The sequence below is a fragment of the Pedobacter sp. SYP-B3415 genome (assembly GCF_004138205.1).
Lineage (GTDB): Bacteria > Bacteroidota > Bacteroidia > Sphingobacteriales > Sphingobacteriaceae > Pedobacter.
In genome coordinates this window covers 66,797-79,725 of sequence record NZ_RXNQ01000005.1, presented here as the reverse complement: position 1 = coordinate 79,725, position 12,929 = coordinate 66,797, and the positions used below count along the sequence as shown (strand labels likewise).

The following is a 12,929-nucleotide window of genomic DNA, read 5'->3' as shown; positions in this document are numbered from 1 at the left end:
GAAAACACTATTTTGCAGGGCAAACTTCGCCTAGAAACTGCAGCATATGTGCCCATGAACGTTTATCCGCCAGCTCATTGTAGGCAGCGCCTTTGCTGTTGTCATTACCGGCAGCCTTCTCCGTAAAAGAATGTACGGCATTTGCATAGTAGATCATCTGCCAATCCGCTTTCGCCTTTCTCATTTCATCCTGAAATGCCAGCACTTCTTCCTGCGATTCATATGGGTCATCTGCTCCATGGCAGATTAACAGTGTTGGTTTAATGGGGGCGATTTCCTTTTCTTTGTTGCGGGCCAATCCGCCGTGAAATGACACAATTCCCCTTACCGGAAAGTTGTTTCGTGCCGCTTCAATCGCACCAAGCCCGCCGAAACAGTAGCCGATCACCACAATTCTGTCGGCTGCGGCCCCGCCCCGTACCAATTGATCCAGCGCCAGCCGGATACGCCGGTGATAAGCCTCCAGATTTTTCTTGTACTGGCCCGAGCGTTCCCCGGCTTCCCTGGCATTTTTGGGATAATTTCCTTCGCCATAGATATCGGCCACAAAAGTGTGATAACCTGACTTATTTAGTCGCGTCGCGGTTTCTTTGCAATGTGCATCAATTCCAAACCATGCAGGCAGGATCAGGATGCCCGACTTGCCAGCGCCTGTAAGTGGTTTTCCCGCCCAGCCATTTAGCTGCTGCGTGCCATCCTTGTAACTGACCGGCTTTTGCTGGGCAATTGCAGCAAGTGCGCAAAACATGATTGAGACAGTGAATGCAATTTTGTTCATCGGTATTTCTGTTAACGTTTTCTCATATAGCCCTCCAGCCTGTTCCTGGCTTCGGTGCGAATTTTATTCTTTAAAAATGTAGTGCCTCCCAGTAACCAGCCGGTTAACCCAAGGCTTTGCCTGGCCCAACGGGCAAAACTGAAGCTATCGGTATGGGTTGCGATCTTTCCATCTTTGAAGGTGAAACGTGCGTATATGTCGTTTCGCACGTGTTTCCCGGTCTTTGAAAATGTGTAATCAGCAATCCAGCGTGCACTTCCGGCGGCCCCATCGGCCTTTACGTTTTCAAACCTCAGCTTGAGATCGGCACTGCTTTCAAGCAGCATTTGCCACATAGCACGCACTTCGGCAGCGTTCAGGTCCTGAAACACCGGATCATTAAAGATCGCTGTATCCCCGTAGCAAGCCTGCATCGTTGCAAAATCGCGCCGTTGAAATGCGGAATAAAAAGTCGTGATCAGTTGCTCGTTATGGTTCATGATTATAAAGCGCCCGTTAGCGATATCAAAAATTCTGTTGGTATCTCGATATGCGGAATATGGCCGCATGCGTCGAATTCCACAAGCTTGGCCCCCGGAATACGCGCAGCGATCTGTTTACCCAAAAACCGGTATTGGCCGTGTACCGCCTGCTGGTCTGCCGACAGGAGACCTTTCCCTACAATGGTCTTATCCTCTTTGCCGATAAATAAAACCGTCGGCACCTTGATATTCTGAAACTCATAAAATACAGGCTGCTCATAGATCATTGTGAAGGTCATCGCTGCCACCTTTGCCCACCGCGGGTAATCGGCACTGTTGGTTACACCTGCAGCAATGCGCACAAGTTCTTCATATTCCGGTTTCCAGATGGTGAAATATGAGCTTTGATAGTACTTTTTTATGCTTGCCGCATTCGACTTCAGCTCAGTCTGGTATTGCTGGGCGGTGGTTACGTATGGTACAAATGTCCGGTAGTCTTCAAGTCCGATCGGGTTTTCAAGCAGCAGCTTTTCAGTTTTGTCGGGATATAAAAGTGCAAACCTTGTGGCCAGCATACCGCCCATTGAATGACCAAGTACCGAGGCTTTTTGAATGCCGAGCGTATCCAGTAACTTTTTGTTCCAGCTTGCCAGCTGATGAAAACTATACTGAATGAATGGTTTTGACGACTTTCCAAAACCGATCTGATCGGGAACAAGGACGCGGAAGCCTTTCTCCCGAAGTGCTTTTATTGTCGCGGTCCAATAATAGCCACCAAAATTTTTTCCGTGGAAGAGCATTACAGTTCGGCCGTTTGCCCGGCCCGCCGCCGGTACATCCATGTACGCCATGCGAAGGTCCTGCCCTTCAGCATGGACCGGAAGAAATTTAACAGGATACGGGTATGCTACGTTTTCCAGGGTAATAGATAACGTGTCGCTTTTCTGCGATAATGCCGGCAGACAGCCGATAAGCAGTAAACACAGGATGCCAAGGAGATGTTTTTTCATAAAAATAAATTCATAAGACGCTTAAGCGGTGATTTCGAAGCTGGTCCGTGCCAGTTCCGGTGATTTTTACGATCAAAGATCAGGCCGCTTGACGGGCATATTTACCTGGCCGGCTTTTAGGCAACCTTTGTAATCATTTTTTCACATTAGGCGCTTTAAAAAACATCCGGTTGATTTGATCTGTATGTTTGTTGAACAGCATTGTGGGCAACTGCCACAGCTTTTAAATGTACCTATGAATAAACAGCTGTCTTACCTTTTTGCGCGCCTTGCCTTCGGAACGAGTTTCTTTGGCCATGGCCTCGTACGGGTGCCGAAGCTGGAAGCATTCAGCAACGGGATGCTTCGGCAATTCGAGCCAAGCTGGCTGCCTGAACTGGTCGTTCGTCCGTTCAGCCTTGCATTGCCCTGGCTGGAGTTGTTATCGGGAGCGCTTATCATTGTTGGTCTTTTGACCAGGCCCGCACTTGTGCTTGCCGGGGCGGTATTGGTCATCCTTATTTTCGGATCTTCCACAATTGAAAACTGGAACGCTGTCTCCGCTCAGTTAGGGCATATGGTTTTCGTCGTTTTCCTGCTTTACGCTTTACACTTAAATAACTACGCATTAGATTCAATTATAAAAAAATGAAATTCAGAAAAATTGGAAATACACCACTTGAATTGTCGGTGATTACCTTCGGAGCCTGGGCTGCCGGGGGCTGGATGTGGGGAAGCACGGACCGTAATGATGCCATCAGGGCAATCCAGTCAGGTTTCGATCACGGTGTGACATCAATAGATACTGCGCCGATCTACGGACAGGGAACGAGTGAGGAAATTGTAGGTGAGGCTATCAAAGGGCAATCGCGTGACCAGGTTCAGATTGTAACGAAGTACGGTATGCGTTGGGATCTTGCGAAAGGCGATTTTGGGTTTAAGAGCAAGGACAACTCGGGAAAAGACATCGACATTTATAAATATGCTGGCAGGGAAAGTGTGATCTTTGAGTGCGAGCAATCACTCAAACGGCTCGGAACTGACTATATAGACCTCTACCAGATACACTGGCCCGAATCTGTAACACCGATCCATGAAACCATGGAGGCCGTTGCCAGCCTGATCAAAGACGGCAAGGTCCGGTATGCCGGTGTTTGCAATTACAGTGCTGCGCAGGTAAAAGAAGCAGACGAAGTATTGCATATTGCATCAAACCAGATTCCTTTTAGCATGGTTAAACGCGATGCTGAAGACGAGACAATTCCTTACTGCATCAAACATGGAAAATCGGTACTTGCCTACAGTCCGATGGAAAGAGGTCTCTTAACAGGCAAGATCAAAGAAAATCATCAGTTTGCTGAAGGGGATCACAGGGCTACACACCGCTTTTTCTCTCCGGAATGGATCAGGAAAACCAATGCTTTTCTTGAGAAAATCCGCCCACTGGCCGATGATAAAAATATCACGCTTTCACAGCTTGTATTAAGCTGGACCATTCACCACCCCGGTATTACAATCGCGCTCGCCGGGGCGCGTAATGAGGAACAATCTGTTTCAAATGCGCTGGCGGCCGAAGTTATCCTGACAGATGAAGAAATTCAAATGATTAATTCAGAACTGGAGGTATTGCATGGGGCAGGATAATGAAAGGGGCGCGAAGCTTTTTTCTCCTTATACGCTTCGCGATGTTACCCTGAAAAACCGTATTACGGTTTCACCAATGTGTCAATACAGCGCCGAAGATGGCTTTGCCAATAACTGGCACCTGGTCCATCTGGGTTCGCGGGCTGTAGGCGGTGCCGGTCTGGTTATTCAGGAAGCTACGGCGGTAAACCCCGAAGGCCGGATCAGCGCAGGCGATCTTGGCATCTGGAAAGATGAACATATTGTCAGGCTGAAAGAAATTGTAGAATTTATTCATAGCCAGGGTTCGGTTGCTGGTATTCAACTTGCTCATGCGGGGCGTAAAGCCAGCTTTCTGCCACCATGGCAAGGCGATCAGCAGGTTATGGATGGACCGGGAAGCTGGCCTACTGTAGCGCCTTCTGCCCTGCCTTTTAAGCCAGAGAATAAAGTTCCTGCTGCGCTTACAAAAGCCGAGATCCAGGCCATAAAAGGAGATTTTGTATCAGCAGCGCGGCGGGCGCTGGAGGCGGGCTTTCAAGTCGTCGAAATTCATGCCGCCCACGGTTACCTGATCCATCAGTTCCTGTCGCCGCTTAGCAATAAACGCCATGATGAATATGGCGGAAGTTTTGAAAACCGCACAAGGTTTTTGATGGAGGTTCTTGCAGCGGTTCGCGACGTATGGCCCACTACCTTACCTGTGTTCGTCAGGATATCTGCCACAGACTGGGTAGAGGGCGGCTGGGACCTTGAACAATCCGTTCAGCTCTCATCCCTTCTGCACAAAGCGGGTGCAGACCTGATCGATGTCTCATCTGGCGGCAACGTCCCGGATGCAGTTATCCCGGCAGGGCCCGGCTATCAAGCAGGCTTCGCGGCTGCAATCAGGGAGCAAACAGGCGTGCCAACGGGTGCTGTCGGTATTATCACCAACGCCACACAGGCAGAAGAAATACTGCGGTCAGGCCAGGCAGACCTGGTGCTGATGGCGCGCGAATTGCTCCGCGATCCGTATTTTCCGCTGCATGCTGCGAAAGAACTCGGCGCTGAAATCAGCTGGCCCGACCAGTACGCCCGCGCTAAGCGCTAACTTTGGCAATAATTTTTTGAAAAAGCCCGGACAGCTCCTGTTGCGTTGTCCGGGTTTTATCTTTTGCATACCAGCCGTGCACCTGCTCCGCCACTACCATAAAATCGGTAGTTTCTTTTTTCCATCCTGCCATCAGTTCCTGTAGTACCTGAGGGCGCGGCCCCCAGCTTCCTAATAGCCGGCCTTCTGCGTCAATGACCAGCAAAACTGGAATAGCACGACCGCCATTTGTCAGGTGGGCATCGATTAGTTCGAGGTGCTGATCGCGCAGTACAAGCTTGAGCGGTACATGACCCAGGCGCGCCGCTTGTTCAATAACGGGAACAATCTGAGCTGCATCGCCACACCAGCCTTCGCTGATGACAAGCAAACGTGTGCCGGCAGGCAACGCCGATGTCGCTTCCTGCAGTTCCTCGCTTACTGTAACCGTCTTGTCCAGACGGTTCATGCGCTGAACGTTCATGCGGCTGTATAGAACCATGCCTTCAGAATGATCCGGACCGGTCGTCTTGCCTTCTGCAAGCAAACGGTCTATCAACTGGCGGTACTCGGGGTAGGTGATCCCCTCACTAACGAAAATATTACTGTAATCGAGCATTTTTTAGCTGTAATAAAATAGTTACTGCGTGTTTTTTAAACCTGGGTGCCGTTATTTTGTCCCACTTTTAACTAACACACATAAAAAAACGGGAGAACTTGATGTTAAGCGGTGGTTAAGCAAAGATTTTTTTATAAAAAAATCGGCTCAACCCGCAAGACATTCCTCTCGCTGAAACAATAACCTGATGAGATTAAGATTGAACAAAGTACTGGTTTTAGGTTTATTATTTTGTTTTGCGACTGTAAAAATGTTTGCACAACAGACCGGCACAGGGAAACTGACTGGTAAAGCCATAGATGCGCAGACAAATGAGCCTATTCCTTACGCTACGGCGCAGGTAATTAACAAAGCTACAAAGGCCAATGTCAGGCTGGCACAAACCGACCTTGAAGGAAATTTCGTGCTCGACAAGTTACCTGCCGGTGAATTTACGTTTAAACTGAGCTATGTCGGTTATCAAACCATGGTTCGCGAGACGGTAAGTCTTCCGGCAGGAGCGCAGGCTGTAAATCTCGGTACGATCAAGATGAAAATGTCGCAGGGAAACGCTCTGAAAGACGTGACCATTACAGCTACGCGGCCCCAGATGCAGCTGGGAATTGATAAGAAGGTGTTCTCGGTAGACCAGAGCTTAGTCAGTGAAGGTGGCTCGGCTACAGACCTGCTGCAGAACGTACCATCGGTTCAAACAGATATGGATGGCAACGTGAGCCTGCGCGGCTCGAGCGGTGTGCGTGTACTGATTGATGGCAAGCCCTCGTTGATTGCCGGCGGTAACGTGGCGCAGATTCTTCAATCAATCCCTGCAAGCTCGATCGAGAGTGTAGAGCTGATTACAAACCCATCAGCAAAATATGATGCAGAAGGGCAATCGGGCATCATCAATATCGTATTGAAGAAAAACAAAAAACTGGGTCTGAACGGATCAGCGGCGCTCACTGCCGGCAACAGGGACAACTACAATGCCTCAACTAACCTGAGCTTCCAGAACAACAAAGTGAACCTTTATGGCAACTACAGCTACAGGTACGGCAATCGCCTGGGTGGTGGCTATAACAATATCCAGTATCTGAATTCAGTTAGTTCTACATCATTTGCCAACCAAAACACCGATTCGCGTTCGCTGGATAAGGGACATAATGCAAAAGCAGGCATCGATTACAATTTTACGCCGAAAACAGTGCTGAGCTTTTCTGCCGGCTTCAACGTTCGTGATAATGACCGGAATGAACTGATTAACATTAATCAATTGGGTGCGCAGTTTAATCCTGTCGAGTTTAGCAACCGTGTTAACAGCAACCTGGGCACCGGCAGCAGCTATGACCTGAACATGGACTTCAGTCAGAAGTTCAAAAATCCGAAAGAAGAGCTGACAGTTAACCTTGGCTTCTCTGAGGGTACGAATGATAACGACCAGACCTACAATAGCCTCATTTATAACCTGAATGGGACCGCCTTCGATGGCCCGGCTGAAATTCAACGCAATTTTCAGGGAAGTTATAACAAAAACTTTACTGCTCAGGCAGACTATACGCTGCCAGTAGGAAAAGCAGGAAAAGTTGAAGCTGGATACAGAAGTCAGATCCGGTTTAACGATAACAACACCTTTGCATATGATTTCAACAATGCAGCCAAAGAGTATTTTACAAACTATACCCTTTCTAACTTTTTCAACAACAAGGATCAGGTTCATGCAGTGTACGTAAACTATCAGAACCAGATCAAGAACTTTGGTTACCAGGTGGGGCTGCGTGCTGAAGATGCGAAGCTTAACACTTACCTTGATGCTTATAACAGCAATTACCAGCTGTTTAATACGCCGGGTGTTGTTGCGTACACCCGACTTTACCCTAGCGTGTTCCTGACGCAGAAATTGAAAGGCGATCAGCAGGTGCAGTTGAGTTATTCCCGACGGGTAAACCGTCCGCGCGGCTGGGATACCAATCCTTTTCTTGATGTGTCTGAACCACTTAATTACCGCCAGGGAAATCCCAACCTGCGGCCCGAAGACGTACATGCTTTTGAATTAAGTTATAGCAAATACTGGAAAAAAATAACGCTGACTTCTTCTGCCTACTTTAGACAAACGAACGATGTAATTCAGCGTATCAGGACCGAACCGGATATCAACGGTATTACCATCTCTACGCCGCAGAACTTAACCAGAAGCCTTAACAGCGGTCTTGAGCTGATTTCGCGGGTAGATGTTTCGAAACTCTGGAACTTCACAGCAAATGCCAATCTCTACCGGAGCGATATCCAGGGGGTTCCCGCCTTTGGCATTGTAGATAACAGTGGGTTTAGCTGGAACGCAAACATTACGAACAATTTTTCGCTGCCTTACAGCATATCGTTACAGGTACGGGCTGAATACCGTGCTCCGGAAATTATGGCGCAAGGCCGCAGAAATGCGATGTACGGCATCGATGCCGGTGCTAAATATGATTTCAAGGATAAGAAAACCTCACTCAGCCTGAATGTTCGTGATGTTTTCAATACAAGGAGATTCGCCATGACGACGGAGGGCAACTTTTCGATCATTGACTTTCAGCGATACATGCAGGGAACGATGGCCAACCTTACTCTTTCATACCGTTTCGGTAAAACCGATTTCAGCATGAAGCGAAGCCCTAAAAAGAACCAAACAGAGGATTCACGTCCGAATGAAGAACAATTCTAACGCCTTTAAGGCCCTTTGCACATCAGGCAAAGGGCCCTTTTTATTAACCATTGTCGATTGCGGCCGCATCCTTGCGGTCTTTGTTGTGTTAGGCAGTCTGATTCTGGCCGCCGGCCAGGCGCATGCACAGAAAGTTTTTAGCGTGTCAGGGAAGGTTGCTGACGCGACTGATGGCAACTCTGTACCGGGAGCTACGGTGCTGATCTACGCCAAACAATCTGAACAGTCGCTCGCTTCGGCACTGTCTGATGAGAACGGTATGTTCAGATTAAATGGTCTCGAAGCAGGACTTTACCGGATCAGAATTTCTTACGTCGGTTATGCGGCCTTTGTTGTAAATGACATATCTCTCAGCAAGAACGATCCTGAGCGGAACCTGGGGACCGTTAAAATAGCGCCCGATCAGAATAACCTTGCCGAAGTAACGGTTACGGCCGAAAAGCCAACGCTGGAGTTTGCGGCAGATATGATCACCTACAATGTCGGCAACTCGGTGCTGGCAGAGGGCAGTACCGCAACAGATATTCTCAAAAATGTACCGATGGTTGAAGTCGATATCGACGGAAATGCGAGCATCAGCGGCAAACGAAGTACCCGGATCTTTATCGATGGGAAGCCTTCAGATTATATGAGTTCAAATATCGCCGACCTGCTGAACGTTCTTCCATCCGATGCAATCGAAAAGATAGAAGTAATGACCAATCCGCCGGTCAAATACTCAGGCGATGGAGAAGGTGTGATCAATATTGTCTTAAAAAAAGGTTTCAAAATCGGTTTTACCGGGAACGTTGGAATTACCGCAGGTCTGCAGGGCAACATGAACACAAACGCGAACGCATCTTATAAGGCTAAGACCTGGTCTGTGAACGGCGGATTGGCCTACCGCGAAAATCTGGGCCGCCGCAGCGGAAGCGTTTTCCGTGAGAACTTCTTTCCCGATACCACCTTTTATTATGATCAGCACAATAGCAGCCGCAGCTGGTCTAACGGAGGCAACGCGCGCATCGGTTTAGACTGGGATATCACACCAGCACAAAATCTAAGGGTTTCATCAAATTATAACATGGGTGCCGGGGATACACGTTCTCAAAATGACTTTGGCTACCTGAACGAAGAACGTATTCAGACACGGCTGCGCAACCAGGCAAATACTTCAGCGTCTGACAACAATAACTTTGTCATCACGGCAGATTATAGTGTTGATGACAAAACAAGCGGCGAGAAATTCAGCGCTGGAATAAATATTAATACCAACAGCAGCGAGGCTGACCGGACGTTTGACCGGCGGTTCGCGTTCCCTGCAAACCTAAGTCCATCACTGCAGCAAAACAGCAGCGCAACGGCCAATAACGGGATTAACGCTACAGCAGATTATGACAGGCCCATGCGCGACAAGAAAGACAGGCTGGAACTTGGTGCGCAATACAATTTTCGTAAGAACGATAATGACCTCCGCGTAGAGAACTTTGACTTTGCCGGCAACCGGTTCCTGATCAACCCCAGGCTGACAAATCAGTTTCTGTACCGCGAAAATATCCTGGCGGCCTATGCATCGTACAATTTCCGGGAGAACGGCTGGAGCGTAAAGGGCGGATTGAGGTCAGAACTCACAAATGTAAAATTCGATCTCTCAGGCGGCGATCGTTACGACCTCCGGCCTTATCTAAGTGTCTTTCCGAATATATCGTTCAACCGCTTTTTCAGAAAGCGGTATAACATCGGCGCTACCTATAGTGTGCGGATAAACAGGCCCCGAGAAAATACACTGAATCCTCAGATTGATAACAGCGACAGTCTGAATATCACCTATGGAAACCCATTGCTCGTACCTGCTTATACCCATCAGGCCGATATCAGTTTTGGCGTGTTCGGACAGAAATGGTCTTTCACGCCCCGAATAGCCTATTCGACCGCAAGGGGAGTGATTGAGCGTTACCGGATTGTACGAACGAATGGCATTTCAGAATCGACCTACCAGAATATTGGAACGAACAATAATTTTTCATTAATTCTTGTCGGAAACTACCGGCCAACAAAAACAATCAGCACAAACGGCCATTTCAGTCTCATCAGCAGCGACTATGCATCGGCATTAAATCAAAGTTTAAACCGCAGCGGCCTCAGCATAAGGGGGTCAATGGGCTTTTCCATGCAGCTGCCATTCAAGACCGCATTTGAAGGAAATCTTAACTATGCAAATAACGTGAATGCACAAGGCCGCGCACGCGGTTCGGTAACGTCAAGTTTTGCCGCAAGAAAGGTTTTTCTCAGGAACCGGCTGCATGCACGCATCTGGCTGAGCGATCCGTTTGGTCAGCGAAGTAATGAATTTCTCAATGAAGGGCTGAATTTCAGATCGCAGAGCTTTTCGCAAAGCAATACAAATAACATCACATTTAGTCTGGGGTACCGCTTTACACAAGTGGCAAAACAACCATCAATACCGCCCCCGCCGGTCAAATAGCCCGTAAAATCGTATCTTGCGCAATGCACGAAGAAAATCCATGGCAGACGCTGGGCAGCAGATTAATCTATGAAAATCCATGGATCAGTCTTACTGAACATGTTGTGATTAATCCGAACGGCGGTTCGGGCATTTATGGGGAGGTACATTTTAAAAATTATGCAATAGGCGTCATTCCGGTTGACCACGAGGGCAATACCTGGCTGGTGGGGCAGTACCGGTATCCGCTGAAGGCGTACAGCTGGGAAATACCAGAGGGCGGTGGCAAACTTGACCAGTCGCCGCTTGAAGGGGCGAAACGTGAATTACTTGAAGAAACCGGATTCACCGCTTCCGACTGGCAGGAACTGCAGCGCATGCACCTGAGTAATTCTGTGAGTGACGAACTGGGTGTCATCTTTATAGCCCGCGGTCTCACCGCCGGCGATGCCCAGCCTGAAGAAACCGAAGCACTTACTCTCCGCAAATTGCCGCTCGCTGAGGCTATTGAGATGGTTCTGCGGGGCGAGATAACAGATTCAATGAGTGTGGCCGGCCTCTTGCGGGTAAAGCTCCTCCTGGATGCGGGAAACTTATAGGCGGGCTCTCAGGGCTTCGACATCTATGTAAAATATCAGAATAAATTGTTTAATGAATAAAGTTTTTGGATACATTTTCAGTCCTGTTTTCTATCTGTTTTTCGGATTGATGCTGGGCATCTTTCAACCAGTTCAATGGTTGTGTTACAACCTGGGGGGCTATAGTGCACACAAAAAATCTGTAGATCTGCTTAATTTTTTTCTTACTTATTCACTTCTCTTACTCGGTACGTCGATCAGATTCAGGAATTCCTATCAGCTGCCCTCAGACCGGCCGATAATCTTCGTAGTTAACCATCAAAGCATGTACGACATACCTGCGCTGATCTGGTTCCTTCGAAAACATCATGCGAAATTTATTTCCAAGATCGAGCTGACGCGCGGCATCCCGTCTATCAGTTATAACCTCAAACACGGCGGCGGCGCCAATATAGACCGCAAAGACAACAAGCAGGCCATTACCGAGATCCTGAAACTGGGGCGGCGAATGAAAGAAAACAATTGGTCTACCGTAATTTTTCCCGAAGGTACACGATCAAAAGATGGCAGGCTGAAACAATTTCAGTTTGGCGGTATCGCTACACTCCTTAAATCGGTGCCGAATGCGCTGGTTGTGCCAATTGTAATCCAGAATTCCTGGAAACTTGTGCAGTATGGATCGTTTCCGCTGAGCTTTGGGGAGAAACTGTCGTGGACGGTGCTGGAACCAATTGAGCCCGGGCAGCTTACGCCAAATGATATTACGCAGTTGGCTGAAAATGAAGTAAGACAAAAACTAAATCAAACAACATGAAAAAATTACTGCTGATCATTTTCCTCGCTGCGGGTCTGGCTGGACTCCGTGCACAGAAACCCGCTCAAAATCAGACTTTACTATGGGAAGTTTCGGGCAAAGGGCTGGAAAAACCATCCTACCTGTTCGGAACCTATCACCTTATTGGCAAACAATTCATAGACACCATGCCTGCCTTGCAAAAAAAACTTGCGCTAAGCAGGGTAATTGTTGGCGAGCTTCTGTTCGACAGCCTGAACATGCAGAAGATGATGCCCATGATGATGATGCAGGATACCACGCTTAACCAGCTGTTAAGCAAAGAACAGTACGAAGAGCTGGGAACATACCTTCATGATATTTCAGGTATGCCCATTGCTGCCCTTAACAAAATGAAGCCCGGAGCCTTACAGCTGTTAATTGCCGCATTTTCTTCTCCTGTAAAGGTAAAGGAGGGCGAGACTATAGACCAGCAGATCCAGCAGCAGGGTAAAGCAGCAGGAAAAGAAGTGATTGGTCTTGAACAGCCCGGGTTCCAGATGAACCTTTTGCTGGGCGCGCCCCTGGCAAAACAAAAGGCGGCTTTGTTAAAAATGCTTGATAAGAAAGAACAGCTGAAGCAGCAGGGCCTGCAGTTATATGAATATTATACCCGTCAGCAAACCGATAAGATGGTGCGCTTATTCAATGATCCTGAATTTATAGACAAAGAAGAGACCGAAAACATTTTATATAAACGGAACAGAAACTGGTTAAGCCAACTGCCGGCAATCATGAAGAAAAATCCCGCATTTGTTGCTGTAGGCGCCGGTCACCTTTTTGGTAGCCAGGGACTCATTGAGCTGCTCAGAAACGCCGGATACACAGTCAGGCCATTGTCTACAAAATAA

The 12,929-nt window shown here is 48.2% G+C and carries 12 protein-coding genes; 8 read left to right on the top strand and 4 right to left on the bottom strand.

Going from position 1 to position 12,929, the window contains the following annotated elements:
- Window positions 1-7 precede the first annotated feature (7 nt).
- From EJV45_RS03545 to EJV45_RS03535, 3 genes are read right to left on the bottom strand one after another with little or no spacing between them, the layout of a single operon-like run.
- The gene (locus EJV45_RS03545; RefSeq protein ID WP_129714273.1) at window positions 8-778 is read right to left on the bottom strand and encodes a dienelactone hydrolase family protein; all 771 of its coding nucleotides are present in this window, start codon (window positions 776-778) and stop codon (window positions 8-10) included.
- Window positions 779-789: 11 nt separating this feature from the next.
- Window positions 790-1,257, bottom strand: a complete 468-nt coding sequence (locus EJV45_RS03540) for a nuclear transport factor 2 family protein (RefSeq protein WP_129714272.1) — start codon at window positions 1,255-1,257, stop codon at window positions 790-792.
- Window positions 1,258-1,259: 2 nt separating this feature from the next.
- Window positions 1,260-2,249 (bottom strand): alpha/beta fold hydrolase, encoded by a 990-nt coding sequence (locus EJV45_RS03535; protein ID WP_129714271.1) that lies wholly within the window; start codon window positions 2,247-2,249, stop codon window positions 1,260-1,262.
- Window positions 2,250-2,484: 235 nt separating this feature from the next.
- On the opposite strand from EJV45_RS03535, the gene EJV45_RS03530 reads away from it, so the two are divergent.
- The 3 genes from EJV45_RS03530 to namA are packed head-to-tail and all read left to right on the top strand — an operon-like array spanning window position 2,485 to window position 4,944.
- The gene (locus tag EJV45_RS03530) at window positions 2,485-2,880 is read left to right on the top strand and encodes a DoxX family protein (protein WP_129714270.1); all 396 of its coding nucleotides are present in this window, start codon (window positions 2,485-2,487) and stop codon (window positions 2,878-2,880) included.
- Complete coding sequence (locus EJV45_RS03525) at window positions 2,877-3,872, top strand: aldo/keto reductase (protein ID WP_129714269.1); 996 nt, start codon at window positions 2,877-2,879, stop codon at window positions 3,870-3,872. The genes EJV45_RS03530 and EJV45_RS03525 overlap by 4 nt, the downstream gene beginning before the upstream one ends.
- On the top strand, window positions 3,859-4,944 hold the full coding sequence (gene namA / locus EJV45_RS03520; RefSeq protein WP_129714268.1) for an NADPH dehydrogenase NamA: 1,086 nt from the start codon (window positions 3,859-3,861) through the stop codon (window positions 4,942-4,944). Before EJV45_RS03525 ends, namA begins: the two co-directional genes overlap by 14 nt.
- On the opposite strand, the gene EJV45_RS03515 is transcribed toward namA, so the two are convergent.
- On the bottom strand, window positions 4,934-5,542 hold the full coding sequence (locus EJV45_RS03515) for a thioredoxin family protein (protein WP_129714267.1): 609 nt from the start codon (window positions 5,540-5,542) through the stop codon (window positions 4,934-4,936). The two genes, namA and EJV45_RS03515, sit on opposite strands and share 11 nt — an antisense overlap.
- Window positions 5,543-5,792: 250 nt before the next feature.
- On the opposite strand from EJV45_RS03515, the gene EJV45_RS03510 reads away from it, so the two are divergent.
- From EJV45_RS03510 to EJV45_RS03490, 5 genes are read left to right on the top strand one after another with little or no spacing between them, the layout of a single operon-like run.
- Window positions 5,793-8,225, top strand: coding sequence for a TonB-dependent receptor domain-containing protein (locus tag EJV45_RS03510; RefSeq protein ID WP_240755183.1), 2,433 nt, complete (start codon window positions 5,793-5,795; stop codon window positions 8,223-8,225).
- Window positions 8,209-10,689 carry an outer membrane beta-barrel protein gene (locus tag EJV45_RS03505; RefSeq protein ID WP_129714265.1) on the top strand — a complete coding sequence of 827 codons (2,481 nt, stop codon included), beginning with the start codon at window positions 8,209-8,211 and terminating at the stop codon, window positions 10,687-10,689. Before EJV45_RS03510 ends, EJV45_RS03505 begins: the two co-directional genes overlap by 17 nt.
- 23 nt (window positions 10,690-10,712) lie before the next feature.
- The gene (locus EJV45_RS03500) at window positions 10,713-11,267 is read left to right on the top strand and encodes an NUDIX hydrolase (RefSeq protein WP_129714264.1); all 555 of its coding nucleotides are present in this window, start codon (window positions 10,713-10,715) and stop codon (window positions 11,265-11,267) included.
- Window positions 11,268-11,319: 52 nt separating this feature from the next.
- A complete protein-coding gene (locus EJV45_RS03495) occupies window positions 11,320-12,060 on the top strand; it encodes a 1-acyl-sn-glycerol-3-phosphate acyltransferase (protein ID WP_129714263.1) in 741 nt (246 codons plus the stop codon).
- Entirely contained in the window at window positions 12,057-12,929 is an 873-nt protein-coding gene (locus EJV45_RS03490; protein WP_129714262.1) for a TraB/GumN family protein, read from the top strand. The genes EJV45_RS03495 and EJV45_RS03490 overlap by 4 nt, the downstream gene beginning before the upstream one ends.